At 71.4% G+C, this 18,483-nt stretch carries 18 protein-coding genes; 4 read left to right on the top strand and 14 right to left on the bottom strand.

Annotation, left to right across the window (positions count from 1 at the left end; all coding sequences use genetic code 11):
* Positions 1-154: 154 nt before the first annotated feature.
* On the top strand, positions 155-1,078 hold the full coding sequence (locus ACF09C_RS35980; RefSeq protein WP_392097705.1) for an NAD(P)-dependent oxidoreductase: 924 nt from the start codon (positions 155-157) through the stop codon (positions 1,076-1,078).
* On the opposite strand, the gene hemB is transcribed toward ACF09C_RS35980, so the two are convergent.
* The 6 genes from hemB to ACF09C_RS35950 form a co-directional block, all read right to left on the bottom strand.
* The gene (hemB, locus tag ACF09C_RS35975) at positions 1,068-2,075 is read right to left on the bottom strand and encodes a porphobilinogen synthase (protein ID WP_392097703.1); all 1,008 of its coding nucleotides are present in this window, start codon (positions 2,073-2,075) and stop codon (positions 1,068-1,070) included. The two genes, ACF09C_RS35980 and hemB, sit on opposite strands and share 11 nt — an antisense overlap.
* Positions 2,076-2,242: 167 nt before the next feature.
* A complete protein-coding gene (locus ACF09C_RS35970) occupies positions 2,243-3,913 on the bottom strand; it encodes a uroporphyrinogen-III synthase (protein ID WP_392097701.1) in 1,671 nt (556 codons plus the stop codon).
* A complete protein-coding gene (hemC, locus tag ACF09C_RS35965) occupies positions 3,910-4,896 on the bottom strand; it encodes a hydroxymethylbilane synthase (protein ID WP_392097699.1) in 987 nt (328 codons plus the stop codon). Before hemC ends, ACF09C_RS35970 begins: the two co-directional genes overlap by 4 nt.
* Positions 4,893-6,248 (bottom strand): glutamyl-tRNA reductase, encoded by a 1,356-nt coding sequence (locus tag ACF09C_RS35960; protein ID WP_392097697.1) that lies wholly within the window; start codon positions 6,246-6,248, stop codon positions 4,893-4,895. The genes hemC and ACF09C_RS35960 overlap by 4 nt, the downstream gene beginning before the upstream one ends.
* Positions 6,245-7,036, bottom strand: coding sequence for a redox-sensing transcriptional repressor Rex (locus ACF09C_RS35955; RefSeq protein ID WP_392097695.1), 792 nt, complete (start codon positions 7,034-7,036; stop codon positions 6,245-6,247). The genes ACF09C_RS35960 and ACF09C_RS35955 overlap by 4 nt, the downstream gene beginning before the upstream one ends.
* Before the next feature lie 272 nt (positions 7,037-7,308).
* Positions 7,309-7,599, bottom strand: coding sequence for a glutaredoxin family protein (locus ACF09C_RS35950; protein WP_392097693.1), 291 nt, complete (start codon positions 7,597-7,599; stop codon positions 7,309-7,311).
* A gap of 156 nt (positions 7,600-7,755) precedes the next feature.
* Between ACF09C_RS35950 and ACF09C_RS35945 the strand changes: the two genes are divergently transcribed.
* The 3 genes from ACF09C_RS35945 to ACF09C_RS35935 all read left to right on the top strand — a co-directional run bounded on the left by ACF09C_RS35945 (position 7,756) and on the right by ACF09C_RS35935 (position 11,483).
* On the top strand, positions 7,756-8,709 hold the full coding sequence (locus ACF09C_RS35945) for an HAD family hydrolase (protein ID WP_392097691.1): 954 nt from the start codon (positions 7,756-7,758) through the stop codon (positions 8,707-8,709).
* A 449-nt stretch (positions 8,710-9,158) separates the two neighbouring features.
* Positions 9,159-9,950, top strand: a complete 792-nt coding sequence (locus tag ACF09C_RS35940; RefSeq protein WP_361964681.1) for an ECF subfamily RNA polymerase sigma factor, BldN family — start codon at positions 9,159-9,161, stop codon at positions 9,948-9,950.
* Positions 9,951-10,274: 324 nt separating this feature from the next.
* A complete protein-coding gene (locus tag ACF09C_RS35935) occupies positions 10,275-11,483 on the top strand; it encodes a DUF5667 domain-containing protein (RefSeq protein WP_392097689.1) in 1,209 nt (402 codons plus the stop codon).
* Between the two features lie 51 nt (positions 11,484-11,534).
* Here the strand turns inward: ACF09C_RS35935 and ACF09C_RS35930 are convergent, their stop codons facing one another.
* The 8 genes from ACF09C_RS35930 to ACF09C_RS35895 form a co-directional block, all read right to left on the bottom strand.
* The gene (locus ACF09C_RS35930) at positions 11,535-12,611 is read right to left on the bottom strand and encodes a lysophospholipid acyltransferase family protein (RefSeq protein WP_392097687.1); all 1,077 of its coding nucleotides are present in this window, start codon (positions 12,609-12,611) and stop codon (positions 11,535-11,537) included.
* A gap of 2 nt (positions 12,612-12,613) precedes the next feature.
* Positions 12,614-13,654: an NAD-dependent epimerase/dehydratase family protein gene (locus ACF09C_RS35925; protein ID WP_392097686.1), complete on the bottom strand. Its 1,041-nt coding sequence runs from the start codon at positions 13,652-13,654 to the stop codon at positions 12,614-12,616.
* 218 nt (positions 13,655-13,872) lie between these two features.
* Positions 13,873-13,971 carry a 30S ribosomal protein bS22 gene (locus tag ACF09C_RS35920; RefSeq protein ID WP_003948845.1) on the bottom strand — a complete coding sequence of 33 codons (99 nt, stop codon included), beginning with the start codon at positions 13,969-13,971 and terminating at the stop codon, positions 13,873-13,875.
* Between the two features lie 120 nt (positions 13,972-14,091).
* Positions 14,092-14,301, bottom strand: a complete 210-nt coding sequence (locus ACF09C_RS35915; protein ID WP_158988220.1) for a helix-turn-helix domain-containing protein — start codon at positions 14,299-14,301, stop codon at positions 14,092-14,094.
* 128 nt (positions 14,302-14,429) lie between these two features.
* Positions 14,430-15,245, bottom strand: coding sequence for a phosphatase (locus tag ACF09C_RS35910; RefSeq protein WP_392097684.1), 816 nt, complete (start codon positions 15,243-15,245; stop codon positions 14,430-14,432).
* A 95-nt stretch (positions 15,246-15,340) separates the two neighbouring features.
* Entirely contained in the window at positions 15,341-16,519 is a 1,179-nt protein-coding gene (locus ACF09C_RS35905; protein ID WP_392097682.1) for an acetoin utilization protein AcuC, read from the bottom strand.
* The gene (locus ACF09C_RS35900; RefSeq protein WP_392097681.1) at positions 16,488-17,690 is read right to left on the bottom strand and encodes an MFS transporter; all 1,203 of its coding nucleotides are present in this window, start codon (positions 17,688-17,690) and stop codon (positions 16,488-16,490) included. The genes ACF09C_RS35905 and ACF09C_RS35900 overlap by 32 nt, the downstream gene beginning before the upstream one ends.
* Before the next feature lie 43 nt (positions 17,691-17,733).
* Positions 17,734-18,381: an HAD family hydrolase gene (locus ACF09C_RS35895; RefSeq protein ID WP_392097679.1), complete on the bottom strand. Its 648-nt coding sequence runs from the start codon at positions 18,379-18,381 to the stop codon at positions 17,734-17,736.
* Between the last annotated feature and the right edge of the window lie 102 nt (positions 18,382-18,483).

Here is an 18,483-nt window from a genome sequence, read left to right as displayed (position 1 = left end):
AGTACTTCCAGGGTGCGCCGCTCGGCCCTCCCTTACCAACCGGTGCGTAGCTGACGAACAAGTCGGTACTTGTGGGACCGATCGCCCGGGAGAAGGATCGAACGCGAGCCGAGGAACGGCTCGCACCTCCCTTTCCAAGACCTGGAGCACACCCATGCCCGCAGCCAAGCCCACACCCACCCCCGTCTCCGTCCTCGGCCTGGGAATGATGGGTTCGGCCCTCGCCTCGGCCTTCCTGCGGGCCGGCCATCCGGTGACCGTCTGGAACCGCTCGCCCGCCAGGACGGGCCCCCTGGTCGCCCAGGGCGCGCTGCCGGCGGCGACGCCCGCGGACGCGGTGGCGGCGAGTCCGCTCGTGGTCCTGTGCCTGCTGACGAACGACAACGTCGACGAGGTCCTCGACGGGCTCGGCGAAGGCGGCCTCGGCGAAGGCGGCCTCGACGGCCTCGACGGCGGCCCGCTCGCCGGAAAGACCCTGGTCAACCTCACCAACGGGACCCCGGAGCAGGCCCGCGCCCTGTCCGCCCGGGCCACGGCGCTCGGCGCGCGGTACGTCGACGGCGGCATCATGGCGGTCCCGCAGATGATCGCGAGCCCGGCGGCGTACGTCTTCTACAGCGGTGACGAGGAGGCGTACGAGACCCATCGGTCGACCCTGGCCGTGCTGGGCGGCACCCGGTGGACGGGTACGGACCCGGGCCTCGCCGCCCTGTACGACCTCGGTCTGCTCACGGGCATGTACGGCATGTTCACGGGTGTCGTGCAGGCGCTCGCCCTGGTCCGCACGGAGAACATCGGCGCCGAGGAGTACGCCGAGCTGCTCGTCCCGTGGATGACGGCGATGCTCGGCGGGGTTCCCGAGATCGCCAGGGCCGTCGACTCCGGAAGCCACCTCACGGACGTGTCCAGCCTGGCCGTGAGCCAGGCGGCGTTCCCGAACTTCCTCTCGACGTTCAGGGCCCAGGGGGTCAGCACCGAGCTGTTCGAGCCCTTCCAGGCCCTCCTGGACCGCGCGGTCGAGGAGGGCTACGCCGGGGACGGCGCGTCGCGCATGGTGGAGCTGCTGATCAAGCGGTGAGAGGGCGGCCGAGCTTCTGGGCGACCTCGGTGGCCCAGTAGGTGAGGATCATCTGCGCCCCGGCCCGGCGGATGCCGGTGAGCGTCTCCAGGATGGCCTTGTCGCGGTCGATCCAGCCCTTCTCGGCCGCGGCCTCGACCATCGCGTACTCGCCGCTGATCTGGTAGGCGGCGACCGGCACGTCCACGGACTCGGCGACCTTGGCGAGCACGTCGAGGTACGGTCCGGCCGGCTTCACCATCACCATGTCGGCCCCCTCCTCCAGGTCGAGGGCGAGTTCGCGCAGCGACTCCCGGAGGTTGGCCGGGTCCTGCTGGTAGGTCTTGCGGTCGCCCTGGAGGGAGGACCCGACGGCCTCGCGGAAGGGGCCGTAGAAGGCGGAGGAGTACTTCGCGGTGTACGCGAGGATCGACACGTCCTCCTTGCCGATGGTGTCCAGCGCGTCGCGGATGACTCCGACCTGGCCGTCCATCATCCCGGACGGTCCGACGACGTGGACGCCGGCGTCGGCCTGGACCTGGGCCATCTCGGCGTAACGTTCCAGCGTCGCGTCGTTGTCGACACGGCCGTGCTCGTCGAGGACGCCGCAGTGCCCGTGGTCGGTGTACTCGTCCAGGCAGAGGTCGGACATGATCACCAGGTCGTCGCCGACCTCGGCCTTCACGTCCCTGATGGCGACCTGCAGGATCCCGTCCGGGTCGGTGCCCGCCGTCCCGGCGGCGTCCTTCTTCTCGTCCTCGGGCACGCCGAAGAGCATGATCCCGGAGACCCCGGCCGCCAGCGCCTCCACGGCCGCCTTGCGCAGGGTGTCCCGCGTGTGCTGGACGACGCCGGGCATCGCGGTGATCGGCCGCGGCTCGGTGATCCCCTCGCGCACGAAGGCGGGCAGGATCAGGTCGGCCGGGCTCAGCCGCGTCTCGGCCACCATCCGCCGCATGGCAGGCGTCGTCCGCAGCCGCCGCGGCCGCGCCCCGGGAAAGGTTCCGTACGAGTTCATACGCCCGAGGCTACGCCCGCGCATGGACCACTTTTGCCGACCCTCTGTGGGCATCCACCCGTAGACCGCACGGGGTGCGGGACCTGTCCGCACGGGGTGCGGGACCTGTAAACCGCACGGGGTGCGGGACCCCGGAAAGGTCCCGCACCCCGTGCGTGTACGAGCTGCTACGTCGTCCGACGCCTCCGCGCGCCCGGCCGCCGCTCCGACGGGCGGGTCACCGGGTCGCCGGCCTCAAGGGCCGCGGCCCGCCGCCGCAGACCGAAGTCCGCGAGGGCCTCGGCGAGCTTGTGCACCGACGGCTCCGGCGACAGGACGTCGACCCGCAGCCCGTGCTCCTCCGCGGTCTTCGCGGTGGCGGGCCCGATGCAGGCGATGACGGTCACGTTGTGCGGCTTGCCGGCGATGCCGACGAGGTTCCGTACCGTCGAGGACGAGGTGAAGAGCACGGCGTCGAAGCCACCGCCCTTGATCGCCTCACGGGTGTCCGCCGGCGGCGGCGAGGCGCGCACGGTCCGGTAGGCGGTGACGTCGTCGACCTCCCAGCCGAGCTCGATGAGCCCGGCGACCAGGGTCTCGGTGGCGATGTCGGCCCGCGGCAGGAACACCCGGTCGATCGGGTCGAAGACGGGGTCGTAGGGCGGCCAGTCCTCGAGGAGACCCGCGGCCGACTGCTCGCCGCTGGGCACCAGGTCCGGCTTCACACCGAAGTCGACGAGCGCCGCGGCCGTCTGCTCGCCGACGGCCGCGACCTTGATCCCGGCGAAGGCCCGGGCGTCGAGCCCGTACTCCTCGAACTTCTCCCGTACGGCCTTGACGGCGTTGACGGAGGTGAACGCGATCCACTCGTAGCGTCCGGTGACGAGCCCCTTGACGGCCCGCTCCATCTGCTGCGGGGTCCGCGGCGGCTCGACGGCGATCGTCGGGACCTCGTGCGGCACCGCACCGTAGGAACGCAGCTGGTCGGAGAGCGACGCGGCCTGCTCCTTCGTGCGCGGCACCAGCACCCGCCAGCCGAAGAGCGGCTTGGACTCGAACCAGGCCAGCTGGTCCCGCTGCGCCGGGGCGCTGCGCTCGCCGACCACGGCTATCACCGGCCGGTGGCCCTCGGGCGAGGGGAGCACCTTGCCCTGCTTGAAGACCTGGGCGATGGTGCCGAGCGTCGCGGTCCAGGTCCGCTGCCGGGTCGTGGTGCCGCCGATGGTCACGGTGAGCGGGGTGTCCGGCTTACGGCCAGCCGCCACCAGTTCACCGGCCGCCGCGGCCACCGCGTCGAGCGTGGTGGAGACGACGACGGTGCCGTCCGAGGCGCCGACCTCGGTCCAGCAGCGGTCGTCGGCGGTGCGGGCATCCACGAAGCGCACATCGGTGCCCTGCGCGTCGCGCAGCGGGACGCCGGCGTACGCGGGGACGCCGACTGCGGTCGCGACGCCGGGGACGACCTCGAAGGGGATGCCCTCGGTGGCGCAGGCGAGCATCTCCTGACCTGCGTTTCCGTCGAGGCCGGGGTCGCCGGTCACCGCACGGACGACCCGCTTGCCGCCGCGTGCGGCCTCCATGACAAGATTGGTCGCATCCCTCAACACGGGGACTCCGGCGGCTGTTGACGCCTCGTCAACAACGGTCAGCTCAGGCGTGCTCACCCCCGCGCGCGCATGGCACCGGACGACTTCGAGCACCTCGGGCTCGGCGATCAGTACGTCCGCGCCGGCGAGGGCTTCGACGGCCCGGAGTGTCAGCAGTCCTGGGTCGCCGGGTCCGGCGCCGAGGAAGGTGACGCTCCCGTGTCCGAAGACGGCCGCGGGCGCGGGGCTGGTGGTCGGGCTGGTGGGGCTCAAAGTGCTCGCTCCCCCATAAGACCGGCCGCACCCTTGGCGAGCATCTCGTCCGCGAGTTCGCGTCCGAGCGCCATCGCCTCGTCGTGCGACGCGGGTACGGGACCGGTGGTGGACAGCTGCACCAGCGTCGAGCCGTCGGTGGTGCCGACGACGCCGCGCAGGCGCATTTCAGTGACAACCTGCCCGCGGCCGGAATCCTCGGCCAGCAGGTCGGCCAGCGCACCCACGGGTGCGGAGCAGCCGGCCTCCAGGGCGGCGAGCAGGGAACGCTCGGCGGTCACGGCGGCCCGGGTGAGCGGGTCGTCGAGCACGGCGAGCGCGGCGACGAGGTCGGCGTCGGACGCCGGGCACTCGATCGCGAGGGCCCCCTGGCCGGGGGCGGGCAGGACGGAGTCGACCGACAGGTGGTCGAGCGACAGGGAGCCGGTGAGCTCCGCCGTCCCGCCGATGCGGTTGAGGCCGGCCGCGGCGAGAACCACCGCGTCCAGTTCTCCACCGCGTACGTATCCGACGCGGGTGTCGATGTTCCCGCGGATCGGCACGGTCTCGATGGTCAGCCCGTGGCTGCGCGCGTACGCGTTGAGCTGGGCGGTCCGGCGCGGCGAACCGGTGCCGATCCGGGCGCCCTCGGGCAGCGTGTCGAGCGTGTGGCCGGCGCGGGCGACGAGCACGTCGCGCGGGTCCTCGCGCTCGGGGATGGCGGCCAGCACCAGGTCGGGGTGCTGGGCCGTCGGAAGGTCCTTCAGGGAGTGGACGGCGAAGTCCACCTCGCCGGCCAGGAGCGCGTCGCGCAGGGCGGCGACGAACACGCCGGTGCCGCCGATCTGCGCGAGGTGCTCACGGGAGACGTCCCCGTACGTCGTGATCTCCACGAGCTCGACGGACCGGCCGGTCGCGCGCCGGACGGCGTCGGCCACCTGCCCGGACTGGGCCATGGCGAGCTTGCTGCGCCTGGTCCCGAGCCTCAGTGCCCTCTCGGTCATACTCGCCCTCGGTTCTTGACGTCGGCGTCATTCAGGTCGGCCCGGGAGACGGAGGCGACCGTCTCCGGGTCGAGGTCGAAGAGTGTCCGCAGCGCGTCGGCGTACCCGGCGCCGCCGGGCTCGCTCGCCAGCTGCTTGACCCGCACGGTCGGCGCGTGCAGGAGCTTGTCGACCACGCGGCGCACGGTCTGGGTGATCTCGGCGCGCTGCTTGTCGTCGAGGTCGGGCAGGCGCCCTTCGAGGCGGGCGACCTCACCGGCGACGACGTCGGCGGCCATGGTCCGCAGCGCGACGACGGTCGGGGTGATGTGCGCGGCGCGCTGGGCGGCGCCGAAGGCGGCGACCTCGTCGGAGACGATGGAGCGGACCTGGTCGACGTCGGCGGCCATCGGCGCGTCGGCGGAGGCCTCGGCGAGCGACTCGATGTCGACGAGCCGTACGCCCGGCATGCGGTGCGCGGCGGCGTCGATGTCGCGGGGCATGGCGAGGTCGAGCAGGGCGAGCGGGGCCGTACGGCCCGCCATGGCGGTCTCGACGGCGTCGCCGGTCAGGACGAGCCCGGTGGCTCCGGTGCAGGAGACGACGATGTCGGCACGTGTCAGTTCGTCGCCGACGGCAACCATCTCGACCGCCCGGGCGGCGACGCCCGTGGATCCGGGCTCGGTGAGGATCTGGACGAGCCGGTCGGCGCGGGCGGCCGTGCGGTTGGCGATCACGATCTCGGAGACGCCGACGCGCGCCAGGGTGGCGGCGGCGAGGGAGGACATCGAACCGGCGCCGATGACCAGCGCCCGCTTGCCCTTGGCCCAGCTGTCGACGTCCGTGGACCCGGCCAGCTGCTCCAGGCCGAAGGTGACGAGCGACTGCCCGGCCCGGTCGATCCCGGTCTCGCTGTGGGCGCGCTTGCCGACCCGCAGCGCCTGCTGGAACAGGTCGTTGAGGAGCCGGCCGGCGGTGTGCAGGTCCTGGCCGAGGGCGAGGGCGTCCTTGATCTGGCCGAGGATCTGGCCCTCGCCGACGACCATGGAGTCGAGCCCGCAGGCCACCGAGAAGAGGTGGTGGACGGCCCGGTCCTCGTAGTGCACGTACAGGTAGGGGGTGAGCTCTTCGAGCCCGACGCCGCTGTGCTGGGCGAGGAGCGTGGACAGCTCGGCGACGCCCGCGTGGAACTTGTCCACGTCGGCGTAGAGCTCGATGCGGTTGCAGGTGGCGAGGACGGCGCCCTCGGCGGCCGGTTCGGCGGCGAGGGTGTCCTGCAGCAGCTTGGCCTGGGTGTCCGCGGCGAGCGAGGCCCGCTCCAGGACGGAGACGGGTGCGCTGCGGTGGCTGAGGCCGACGACGAGGAGGCTCATGCGGGCATCACCGCGGGGACGTCCCCGTCGGGTCCCTTGCGACCGGTGTTCCGGGGCTGGTTCTCGCCCGCGGTGGAGAGCGGCACGGGCGGCGCCGGTACGACGGCGGCCTCGGCCTCCGCCTCCTCGCCGGCCTTGCGCTGCTCGTGGAAGGCGAGGATCTGCAGCTCGATGGAGAGGTCGACCTTGCGCACGTCCACGCCGTCGGGCACGGAGAGCACGGTCGGGGCGAAGTTCAGGATGGAGGTGACTCCGGCGGCCACCAGCCGGTCGCAGACCTGCTGGGCGACGCCCGCGGGGGTCGCGATGACGCCGATGGAGACGCCGTCCTCCTCGATGATCTTCTCGAGGTCGTCGCTGTGCTGGACGGGGATCCCGGCGACCGGCTTGCCGGTCATGGCGGGGTCGGCGTCGATCAGCGCGGCGACGCGGAAGCCGCGGGAGGCGAAGCCTCCGTAGCCGGCGAGCGCGGCGCCGAGGTTACCGATACCGACGATGACGACGGGCCAGTCCTGCGTCAGGCCCAGCTCACGGGAGATCTGGTACACGAGGTACTCGACGTCGTAGCCGACGCCGCGCGTCCCGTACGAGCCGAGGTAGCTGAAGTCCTTGCGCAGCTTCGCGGAGTTGACGCCCGCGGCGGCGGCGAGCTCCTCGGAGGAGACCGTGGGTACGGAGCGCTCCGACAGTGCGGTGAGCGCACGCAGATACAGCGGAAGCCGGGCGACGGTGGCCTCGGGAATTCCTCGGCTACGGGTCGCCGGTCGGTGAGTTCGGCCAGTTGCCACGGTGCTCCTGCGGGATGAGCGGGGCTGCAGGCGGCCGTGTGTCCCAAGACCGCCCCGTCGAATGCAGGCTATGTCTTTGTGAACGCGTGCACAAAGATGGTGTCCGTTTTGTCCGGCCAAAGTGACCGGGGTCACGCGACAGGATCGCGCCGGGACGGAACCACGGAGCGCGTCAGGCCGTTGAATACCCGAAGGGGGCAAAACCGCACACTCTCCTCACGATCACGCCCCCGAAACCCGTCAAAACGTCCACGATGGTAACCGTCTTCGCGTCAGCCACCCAGTTCACGGCGGAGTCGCCCGGCGTCCACACGCCAGAAGGTGTGCTGCTCGCCGTCGACCAGAACCACCGGAATCTGCTCCCAGTACGCCCGGTGCAGCTCCTCGTCCTGGGTGATGTCCTTCTCCTCCCAGCGCGCCCCCGTCTCGGCACAGACGGCCTCGATCACGGCCCGGGCGTCGTCGCAGAGATGACAGCCCGGCTTCCCGATCAGCGTCACCGTCCGCGCGGCGGCGTCGGCGGCGGAGGTGTTCTTCTTCGCTCGTCCAAACATGCCGTCCATTCTGCGCCGCGCCCGACGCCACCCCCGGCCTTAACGGCCGGGACCCCTGTCTCCAGCTTGCCCCCATTGTCCGTTTAACAGGAGAGTCGCGGAGTGTTCACGCCTCGGCATCCCAGGAGGTCGGGAAGTACCGAACAGACTGGCTATGCTCACGACATGGCCGCAATGGGATGGCTCACCCCCCGTAGGCGCTCCGCCACCGCGCGCAGCGTTCTGGCAGGCGAGGCCGCCGCCGAGGCGGCGCGCAAGACCTCGCAACAGCTCGAAGCGGAACGGGAGACGGCGCGCGCCGCCGAGAAGCCGCCGAAGCCCACCGAGCCCGAGTTCCCCGTCGCGGGGGACGCCGAGGCCGCCGCCTTCTTCGACCTCGACAACACCGTGATGCAGGGCGCCGCGATCTTCCACTTCGGCCGCGGCCTGTACAAGCGGAAGTTCTTCCAGCGCCGCGAACTGGCCCGCTTCGCCTGGCAGCAGGCGTGGTTCCGGCTGGCCGGCGTCGAGGACCCCGAGCACATGCAGGACGCCCGCGACAGCGCGCTGTCCATCGTCAAGGGCCACCGCGTCTCCGAGCTGATGTCCATCGGCGAGGAGATCTACGACGAGTACATGGCCGACCGCATCTGGCCCGGCACCCGCGCGCTCGCCCAGGCCCACCTCGACGCCGGCCAGAAGGTCTGGCTCGTCACCGCCGCGCCCGTCGAGACGGCCACGATCATCGCCCGGCGCCTCGGCCTGACCGGCGCGCTCGGCACGGTCGCCGAGTCCGTCGACGGCGTCTACACCGGCAAGCTCGTCGGCGAACCGCTGCACGGCCCCGCCAAGGCGGAAGCCGTGCGCGCGCTGGCCGCCGCCGAGGGCCTGGACCTCAACCGCTGCGCGGCGTACAGCGACTCGCACAACGACATCCCGATGCTCTCCCTGGTCGGGCACCCGTACGCCATCAACCCGGACACCAAGCTGCGCAAGCACGCCAAGGCCCGTGACTGGCGACTGCGGGACTACCGGACCGGCCGCAAGGCCGCCAAGGTCGGCATCCCCGCCGCGGCGGGCGTCGGCGCGCTCGCGGGCGGCACGGCCGCCGCGGTCGCCCTGCACCGCCGACGGCGCTGAGGCAGGGTCCACCCCACCGGAAGGCAGCGGCCCGCACGGCGTGACGGGCCGCTGCCGATACGTTTCGGCTGCGATCATCTCCGACAACCCGGGACCAACACCCCTCACCCGTGCGTGGTCGAACACGACCGCACAGGTCGACTCGCGCGCATTCGCGGCTCCTTACCCCGCAGCGGCGCGGATCACTCCCCGCCCTAGCACTTGAGCACAACAGAGCGTGCGCGCAGTCACACTCGGAAGCAATACGATCAACAACCGGTCACGAAGCGCGATCGATCCCGCCCACAAGCAGTAACCAATGCGACGGAATCGATGATTTGAGCAACTGGGTGTAGCGCTGCCTGTACGAAGCGTTATTCTCCTCAGACGCACAACGGAACCCACACGTCGCCACGACGAGTGAACGGTCCCGCACTGCACGTGATGGAAGCTCTGCCTCTGGGAGTCCCGTGTACCCACACGTCGGGGTTGACGCCTCGGGCCTGGCTACGCTGCGCGCAACGGTCCTCGACCAGTTGCGCGGCTTCGTCCCCACCGCGTACGCCGGCCCTGTCCCCGCCTTTGCCTTCGCCGCACCGGCACCCGCCGGTCCCTGCTATGCCCTCGCCGAGAGCGGAGCCGCTGTCGGCAGAAGGGGCAGCCGCGGCGGCACCGGAACCTCGACCGCCGCCCGCCGCCCCACCGCCGACAGCGACAGCGCGCGCATGATGGACCTCGTCGAGCGCGCCCAGGCCGGTGAGGCCGAGGCCTTCGGCCGGCTGTACGACCAGTACAGCGACACCGTCTACCGCTACATCTACTACCGCGTCGGCGGCAAGGCGACGGCGGAGGACCTGACCAGCGAGACGTTCCTGCGCGCCCTGCGCCGGATCTCCACCTTCACCTGGCAGGGCCGCGACTTCGGCGCCTGGCTGGTGACCATCGCCCGCAACCTGGTCGCCGACCACTTCAAGTCGAGCCGCTTCCGCCTCGAAGTGACCACCGGCGAGATGCTCGACGCCAACGAGGTCGAGCGCAGCCCCGAGGACTCGGTCCTGGAGTCCCTCTCCAACGCCGCGCTCCTCGACGCCGTCCGCCGGCTCAACCCCCAGCAGCAGGAGTGCGTGACCCTGCGCTTCCTGCAGGGCCTCTCGGTCGCCGAGACGGCCCGGGTCATGGGCAAGAACGAGGGTGCGATCAAGACCCTCCAGTACCGGGCCGTGCGCACCCTGGCACGCCTGCTCCCGGACGACGCCCGCTGAGACCCGTTCCGCGCCCCCCGCACGCGCCCCCCACCGACCGCGTCGCGCCCCCACCCCAGCCCTCCCACGCCCCTTTTCTCCACCCTCCCCCCACGTCCCCCCGACCCCCGCCCAACTCACAGTCGGTGACGCCTCGATGACGCACTGGTCCGATCATCTTTCGCGCGTAACCCAAGTGCCGCGCCGCTCGTTGTGCGGGATGCAGGCTCCCTGTGGTCACGCCATGCCCACAGCCACTCACTCTTTCGTGTGGATGTGCTCAAGGTGTGCAACCTTCCGGACACCCCGGGGAGTCGACCGTCATGACGAGAGGAGGTGCCGCCAGTGATCGCGAACGTATCGGCGCACCGGCGGGCGAACGCCTTCGCCCAGGCCCTGGACGATCGGACGCCCGAGGACGCGACGGCCGAGCAGCCCGAGGCCTCGGCCGAACCGGCCGAGCAAGGGCGGCTGTTGGCCCTGGCGAACGGACTCGGCGAGCTGCCGAAGCCGGAGCTGGACCCCGAGGTCAAGGTGGTGCAACGGGCACAGCTCGTCGCCGCCATGGAAGCGATGCTCGCGGAGGGGAGTGCAGCCGCGGGCCCTACGGTGCCGGAGCAGCGGACGTCGAGCGGGCGGGGTGCCCACCGGGCCTCCCCGCTCCGGAAATTGCGCCCCCGCTCCCGCTGGTCGAAGGGGATCGCCGCGGGCGGGCTCACGGTCGGTGTGGCCGCGGGCGCTTTCAGCGGTGTGGCCGCTGCGAGTTCCGACGCCCTCCCCGGTGACTCGCTCTACGGGCTGAAGCGTGGCATGGAAGACATTAAGCTCGGGATGGCGGACGACGACGCCGACCGGGGCGGGATCTATCTGGACCAGGCATCGACCCGGCTCAGCGAGGCCCGCAGGCTCATGGAGCGCGGCCGCGCCGGCGACCTCGACCACGAGTCGCTCAGCGAGATCCGGCGCGTCCTCGGCGGCATGAAGCACGACGCCTCCGAGGGCCACCGGCTGCTGCGCCAGGCGTACCAGCGGGACGGCGAGATCGGCCCGATGGCCCGGCTCAACTCCTTCGCCCAGGCCCACCGCTCCACCTGGATCGGCCTGCGCGACCGCCTGCCGGTCCAGCTCACCGACGTCGGCAACGAGGTCAACGACGTCTTCGTCGCCATAGACGAAGACGTCGAGCCGCTCCAGGGCATGCTCCCGCGCACGCCGGAGAAGGGCGCCGTCGACAGTGGAGGCGCCGCCACCCCGCAGGACACCCCGCGGACGCACACCCAGCGCCCGCCGTCCTCCCCCGCCGCCCCCACCGCGGGCGGCGAGGGCTCCACGCGGCCCCAACCCTCGGGCAGCGGCCCGGGCACGAGCTCGCCGGAGAACGACGGCCTGCTCGGCGGAAACACCGGCGGGCTCCTCGACCAGGCACCGACGGGCGGCACGCAGCCGACCCCCTCGGGCAGCCAGTCGACGCCCCCGATGCCGGACGTCACCCTGCCACCGCTGCTGCCGGGCCTGCTCCCCGGCCTCGGCATCGACAGCGAGGACGCCCGCTAGGACACGGCGGGTGCCCCCTTCGCCGGAAGGGGGCACCCGCCGTGTCGCGTCTCAGAAGAAGACGGACCTCCGCTGCACCAGCAGCTTGTACAGCGTGTGCTGGATCTGCTCCCGGACCTGATCGGTCAGGTTGAACATCAGCATCGGGTCCTCCGCCGCCTCCGGCGGATAGCCGTCCGTCATGATCGGCTCGCCGAACTGGATCGTCCACTTCGTCGGCAGCGGCAGCGCGCCCAGCGGCCCCAGCCAGGGGAACGTGGGTGTGATCGGGAAGTACGGGAAGCCAAGGACACGCGCCAGCGTCTTGGCGTTGCCGAGCATCGGGTAGATCTCCTCCGCGCCCACGATCGAGCACGGCACGATCGGCACCCCGGCCCGCAGCGCCGTCGACACGAACCCGCCCCGGCCGAAGCGCTGGAGCTTGTACCGCTCGCTGAACGGCTTCCCGATCCCCTTGAAGCCCTCCGGCATGACGCCGACGATCTCCCCGGCCCGCAGCAGCCGCTCCGCGTCCTCCGCGCACGCCAGCGTGTGCCCGGCCTTGCGGGCCAGCTCGTTTATCACCGGCAGCATGAAGACCAGGTCCGCGGCGAGCAGCCGCAGATGACGGCCCGCCGGATGGTGGTCGTGCACGGCGACCTGCATCATCAGGCCGTCCAGCGGCAGCGTCCCCGAGTGGTTCGCCACCACCAGGGCGCCGCCCTCGGCGGGGATGTTCTCCACGCCCTTCACGTCCACCCGGAAGTACTTCTCCGCGAGCGGCCGCACGAGCGACATCAGGACCTGGTCGGTGAGCTCCTTGTCGTAGCCGAACTCGTCGACCTCGTACTCACCCGTCACCCGCCGCCGCAGGAACGCGAGCCCGCCCGCGAGCCGCCGTTCCCACGCGTCCCGGCGCGCCACGGAATCCGAGGAGCCCCCGGCGGCGCCGGCCGTGGCACCGCTGCCACTGTCGTCGGCGGCCCGAAGGGGCTCCACCGGGCCCACGGCCCGCGCGGGGGCCTCCTCCGGCCCGTGCTGTCCCGGCAGAGCCCGCACGGCGGCGTCCCCGGCTGCTGCCCTGCCCAGCCGTCCCCGGCGCGTCCGGGACCGGTCGTCGTCGAACGGAATGACCTTGGCGTCCGCCATCGTTACCTGGGCTCCTTCTGATCCAGCCGGGCAGCCACCCGGTCCACCGCCCCCGCGAGCGTCTCCGGCGGCAGCAGCCCCGGACCCCTGCTGCGGACGAAGTCCGCGAACGTCTCGGCCGTCGTGTACCGGGGGGTGAATCCGAGCGTCTCGCGCATCTGGACCGTGGAGACCACCCGGCCATGGGTGAGCAGCCGGATCTGCTCGGGCGAGAAGTCGGTCACCCCGACCGTGCGCAGCGCCGAACCCACCCAGGTGACCGCCGGCAGCAGCACCGGCACCGTCGGCCGCCCCAGCCGCCGCGCGCACTGCGACAGCAGCAGCACCCCGTCCCCGGCCACGTTGAACGTGCCGCTGTTCAGCGTCGCCCGACGCGGCTCGCCCGCCGCCAGGTGCAGCACGTCCACCACGTCGTCCTCGTGGACGAACTGCAGCCTCGGGTCGTAGCCGAACACGGTCGGCATGACCGGCAGCGACAGGTACTCGCCCAGCGGGGAGTCCACCCGCGGCCCCAGGATGTTCGCGAACCGCAGCACGCACACGGCCACGTCCGGCCGGCGCCGCGCGAAGCCCCGCACGTACCCCTCGACCTCGACGGCGTCCTTGGCGAAGCCACCGCTCGGCAGCGACTTCGCCGGGGTGGTCTCGGTGAACACGGCCGGGTCCCGGGGCGCGGAGCCGTAGACGCTCGTACTGGACTTGATCACCAGCCGCCCGATCCGCGGCGACTTCTGGCACGCGCCGAGCAGCTGCATGGTGCCGATGACGTTGGTCTCCTTGATGGACGTCCGGCCGCCGGCGCCCAGCGCCGTCCCCGTGACGTCCATGTGGACCACCGTGTCCACCTCGTGCTCCGCGAGCACCTTGGCGATGGCCGGCTGCCGGATGTCCGCCCGTACGAAGGTGGCCCCACCGAGGTCGTGCGGCGGCGCGACCGCGTCGACCGCGATCACCCGCTCCACATCGGGATCCCGCTGGAGGCGCCGTACGAAACGCCCTCCGAGATGCCGGGCCGCACCGGTGACGAGCACGACCTTGCCCAAGATCAGCGCCTTCCGTCGGTTCTCCGTCGGTACGGGCCTCCGGATGCTCCCTCGAGGCCCTGTGCGCCACCGTAGCGCCTCGGTGTTGCGCCGCGATGACCGCCGTGGGCAACGTCCGGGAACCCGACCCGAAAACGCCACGAAAAAAGCGTGGCCCCGCACCGATTTCGGTGCGGGGCCACGCTCGACGCACAAACAGCCGTCGTTACAGCCGTCGCTTACTTCTTGTTGCGACGCTGAACGCGGGTGCGCTTGAGCAGCTTGCGGTGCTTCTTCTTGGCCATCCGCTTGCGCCGCTTCTTGATAACAGAGCCCACGACTACCCTCGCTCACTTCTTCTCACTCGGTGCGGGGCGTCTGGGCCCACACGACCTACGTCGGCCTAGCCTACCGGCCCGAGCGCCGAGCTTGTAATCCGAGGGGTTCACAAGCTCCGGCTAGGCCGTCTCCACCCCCACGAAAGACTCCCTGAGGTACTCGTGAACCGCCTGTTCCGGGACCCGGAAGGACCTGCCCACCCGAATCGCCGGCAGATGACCGCTGTGCACCAAGCGGTACACGGTCATCTTCGACACACGCATCACCGAGGCGACCTCCGCCACGGTAAGAAACTTGACCTCGTTGAGAGGCCTATCGCCAGCAGCCATGACCCACCTGTACCTTCCGCACACGACGCCCACCGGCTTCCCCTCCGGTGACCCTGCGTCGCTGTGCGCTCACGCTCCAGACTAGGGGCGTGTGGTACGAGTGGGGAAGAGGAGCAGCCATCGGCCGTTTACCGTGACAGACACGCTCGATTGAGTACATAGCGAGTGAGCGGCCGGTAATGGTCGGGGCACACCCCATCGTCAAGCGGAACGGCCACCGAGACCTGCCCCTCGGCCTCCCCGACAAACAGCGCGGGATCGTCCGTGTCGGCCAGACCGATGGCCTCGATACCCAGCTGACCTGCACCGCAGACCCAGCCGTGATCCCCGATGACCAGTTCCGGAAGCGGCCAGCCGCCCTCCACGACCCCCTCGAGAGCGGCCCTAACCGGCAGCGGCGAGTGGGTGTGCGCCCCCGTCTCACGCCCCGTTCCCGGCAGACCGGGTTCTCGCACCAACGCCACACCGCGCGCGTAGTCGAGGATGTACGTGCGTAGACCGAACCGGGTCGTTATGTCGACACATCGCCCCTGCGCGGGGGTGAGGACAAGACATCCCACCGCCGACAGAGCGTCTGCGAGCGCAGCGTAGAACCCCAGCAATCGGTGCGGATGTCCGGTCCCGATCAGCACCGGAGCCCGCCGCCCGGCCGCCTCGCCCAGACGCTCCGCGAACGCCTCCAACGCGTTCAACGTCCGCTCCGGATCGATGACATCGGGCCCCGAACGGTGCGCCGGATCCCCCGACACCCCGCACTTGTCGGCCATCAGCCGCAGCAAGTCTCCCTCGCCCCAACCCCATTCGGGGTCGAGGCCCAGCATCACCCGTGGATCCCGCGCGGCGAAGAGCCGATAACTGCGCAGACTCTCCTCCCGCGAGGTCGCCACCGTCCCGGCCAACCCCGCCGCCAACAGATGCGCCCGCAGCGCCCCGGTACTCAGCACCTCTCGATGCTGCCGCAGCCCACCTGACGACGGGCCAAAACCCGTCCGAGACCGCACAGTCGGCGTAACCGCGCGACCGCGGCCCGGACCCCGTGCTACGCCAGCAGCCCCCGCAGCGGGAACGACGCCCGCCGCGTCGCGAGGACCGCCTGGTCGAGCCGGTCGGCGGGGTCGTACCCCTCCTCCCAGTCCCGCCAGCCCACCGGCCACCGCCCGTCCGTCATCCGCACCGGCCCCGGCTGCCGCGTCCGCGCGTACACCAGGTCCCGCCACGACGCCGGGATCTCCGACGCGGGCTCGATCTCGGCATGCCCGGCGATCCCCACCAGATGCGTCCACGACCGCGGTACGACATCCACGACCGCGTATCCGCCGCCACCCAGCGCGACCCACTTCCCACCGTCCACGTGCGCGTGGGCCAGCTCGTGGCAGGCGACCTGCACCGCACGCTGGGCGTCCAGCGACACCGCCAGATGCGCCAGCGGGTCCTCGAAATGCGTGTCCGCCCCGTGCTGGGTCACCAGGACCTGCGGCCGGAAGTCCGCGAGCAGCTCGGGTACGACCGCGTGGAAGGCCCGCAGCCAGCCCGCGTCCCCGGTCCCCGCAGGCAGCGCCACGTTCACCGCCGAGCCCTCACCGGCCCCGGCCGCGCCCGTCTCCTCCGGCCACCCGGTCTGCGGAAACAGCGTCCTCGGGTGCTCGTGCAGCGAGATGGTCAGGACCCTCGGGTCCTCCCAGAACGCCGCCTGCACCCCGTCCCCGTGGTGCACGTCCACGTCCACGTACGCCACCCGCTCCGCACCCAGCTCCAGCAGCCGGGCGATCGCGAGCGACGCGTCGTTGTAGATGCAGAAGCCGGACGCGGACCCCGGCATCGCGTGGTGCAGCCCACCCGCGAAGTTCACCGCGTGCGCGGCCTCACCGCGCCACACCGCCTCCGCCGCCCCGACCGACTGCCCCGCGATCAGCGCGGACGCCTCGTGCATCCCCGAGAACGCCGGATCGTCGACCGTACCGAGCCCGTACGCCTGGTCCGCGGCCCTCGGGTTCGCCGAAGCCGCCCGCACGGCCGCCACGTAGTCCTCACGGTGCACGAGCCGCAGCGTCGAATCACCGGCCGGCTTCGCCGCCACCACGTCCACGGCACGGTCGAGCTCGTACGCCCGCACCAGCCCCATGGTCAGCGCGAGCCGAAGGGGATCCATCGGGTGCTGGGACCCGAAGTCGTACTGCGTGACAGCTTCATCCCACATCAACAGTGCGCGGCCGCTCATGCCCGCCACCGTATCGGGCCGCCCGAGAACCGAACGACGTGGCGTACACCACCGTCACCAGGACCAGCACCATCGGCACGAGCATCGCCCCCCGATAGCTCCACGCGTCCCCGAGCGCCCCGACCAGCGGGGAGCCGATCAGGAACCCCACGTAGTTGAAGACGTTCAGCCGCGCGACCGCCGCGTCGCTCGCCCCCGGGAAGAGCCGCCCGGCCGCCGCGAACGTCTGCGGCACGATCACACTGAGCCCGAGCCCGAGAACGGTGAACCCGACCATCCCCACCCAGGCCCCCGGCGCCACGGCGACCACCGCGAACCCCAGCGCCGCAAGCACCGCCCCACCCCGCACCACGGCGGCCGCGCCCAGACGGCGCACTCCGAAGTCGCCCACGGCCCGCCCGAGCAGCGTGGTGACCATGTACGCGTTGTACGGCACCGTCGCCAGCTCCTCCGAACTGCCGAGCACGTCCTGCAGGTACTTGGCGCTCCAGTTCGAGACGGTCGAGTCCCCGATGTACGCGAAGGTCATCACGAGGCAGAGCGGCAGCAGCAGCTTGAAGGCCACCCCACCGCCCTCGCCCTTGCCGATGTCGACGGCAGCGGGCGCGACCGCCCCACCGAAGTACCACCGACCGCCCACGAACGCCGCCGGCAACAGCACCGCCACGACGGGCAGGTACGACACGAACAGCGGCAGATCCCAGTGCGCCCCGGCCCAGGCGAGCGAGGCCCCCGCGATCCCGCCCAGGCTGTACGCGGCGTGGAACCCGAGCATGATGGACCGCCCGTACGCCCGCTGCAGGCTCACCCCCAGCATGTTCATGGAGGCGTCCAGGGCGCCGACCGCGAGCCCGAACACCCCGAGGGCGACGGCGGCCTGCCACAGCTGATCCCCCGCCCCCACGGCGAGCAGCGCGAGCAGGACGAGCGGCTGGGCCCACCGCAGCACCACCCCCGGCCCCACCCGCGCCACGACCTTCTCGGTCGCCACACTGGACACACCGGCGAGGATCGGTACGGCGGCGAGGAAGAGGGGCAGCAGCCCGTCGGAGATCCCGTAGCGGTCCTGGATGGCCGGTATTCGGGTCACCAGGAGCGCGAACGTCACTCCCTGTACGAAGAAACTGAACGCGAGGGATCCCCGCCCACGCCGCAACCGCGCATCCGTCATGGCCGCACAGAGTAGGCCCAGGCGCTACCCGTGGGTAGATGGATCACAGACCCAAAATCGCCGGAAGCTCGTCCATCCCTCCGAAGAACCCGGTGGCGCCGGCGAGCTTCTCCTCGGACGTCATCGCGGTGAACCCGTACACGTCCATCCCGGCGGCCAGCGCCGCCTGGACGCCGAGCCGACTGTCCTCGACGACCACGCACCGCTCCGGCGCGACCCCCATCCGCGCGGCGGCATGAAGGAAGAGGTCGGGCGCCGGCTTCCCCCGCCCGACGTCCTGGGCGCTGAAGATGTTCTCGTCCCGGAACCACACGTCGAGCCCGGTCTTCCGGTGCCCGACCCGGATCCGCTCATGGGACCCGGAGGACGCGAGACAGTACGGAACGCGGGCGTCGACGAGCTGCTTCAGCACATCGGTCACCCCGACGACAGGCTCCAACTCCCGCTCGAAGGCGGCGAACGTACGGGCATGCAGGGTCGCGTCGAAGTCCGCGGGCAGCCGCTGCCCGGTCCGCTCCCCGATCAGGTCGTGTACGCGATGGACGGCGGCGCCCATGTAGTCGCGCAGGGAGTCCTCGTAGGAGGTGGGGTGCCCGAGCTCGGTCAGATAGCCGGCCAGGATGGTGTTGGCGACGGGCTCACTGTCGACGAGCACACCGTCGTTGTCGAAGACGACCAGGTCATAGCGCATGCCTCAACGATAATTGGCCGTGAACGCAGAAAAGCCCCGCACCAGATGGTGCGGGGCTTTCCCACAATGATTGTTCGGCGGCGTCCTACTCTCCCACAGGGT

It is taken from the genome of Streptomyces sp. NPDC014870, from assembly GCF_043081505.1.
Lineage (GTDB): Bacteria > Actinomycetota > Actinomycetes > Streptomycetales > Streptomycetaceae > Streptomyces.
Note: the sequence above shows the minus strand (reverse complement) of the source record. Positions and strands in the feature narration are given on the sequence as shown.

Bases quoted from the DNA above. Each gene is read 5' to 3' on its own strand.
- ACF09C_RS35980 (WP_392097705.1), top strand. From the start codon at position 155: ATGCCCGCAGCCAAGCCCACACCCACCCCCGTCTCCGTCCTCGGCCTG.
- hemB (WP_392097703.1), bottom strand. From the start codon at position 2,075: ATGAACTCGTACGGAACCTTTCCCGGGGCGCGGCCGCGGCGGCTGCGG.
- hemC (WP_392097699.1), bottom strand. From the start codon at position 4,896: ATGACCGAGAGGGCACTGAGGCTCGGGACCAGGCGCAGCAAGCTCGCC.
- ACF09C_RS35960 (WP_392097697.1), bottom strand. From the start codon at position 6,248: ATGAGCCTCCTCGTCGTCGGCCTCAGCCACCGCAGCGCACCCGTCTCC.
- ACF09C_RS35950 (WP_392097693.1), bottom strand. From the start codon at position 7,599: ATGGACGGCATGTTTGGACGAGCGAAGAAGAACACCTCCGCCGCCGAC.
- ACF09C_RS35945 (WP_392097691.1), top strand. From the start codon at position 7,756: ATGGCCGCAATGGGATGGCTCACCCCCCGTAGGCGCTCCGCCACCGCG.
- ACF09C_RS35930 (WP_392097687.1), bottom strand. From the start codon at position 12,611: ATGGCGGACGCCAAGGTCATTCCGTTCGACGACGACCGGTCCCGGACG.
- ACF09C_RS35915 (WP_158988220.1), bottom strand. From the start codon at position 14,301: ATGGCTGCTGGCGATAGGCCTCTCAACGAGGTCAAGTTTCTTACCGTG.
- ACF09C_RS35905 (WP_392097682.1), bottom strand. From the start codon at position 16,519: ATGAGCGGCCGCGCACTGTTGATGTGGGATGAAGCTGTCACGCAGTAC.
- ACF09C_RS35900 (WP_392097681.1), bottom strand. From the start codon at position 17,690: ATGACGGATGCGCGGTTGCGGCGTGGGCGGGGATCCCTCGCGTTCAGT.
- ACF09C_RS35895 (WP_392097679.1), bottom strand. From the start codon at position 18,381: ATGCGCTATGACCTGGTCGTCTTCGACAACGACGGTGTGCTCGTCGAC.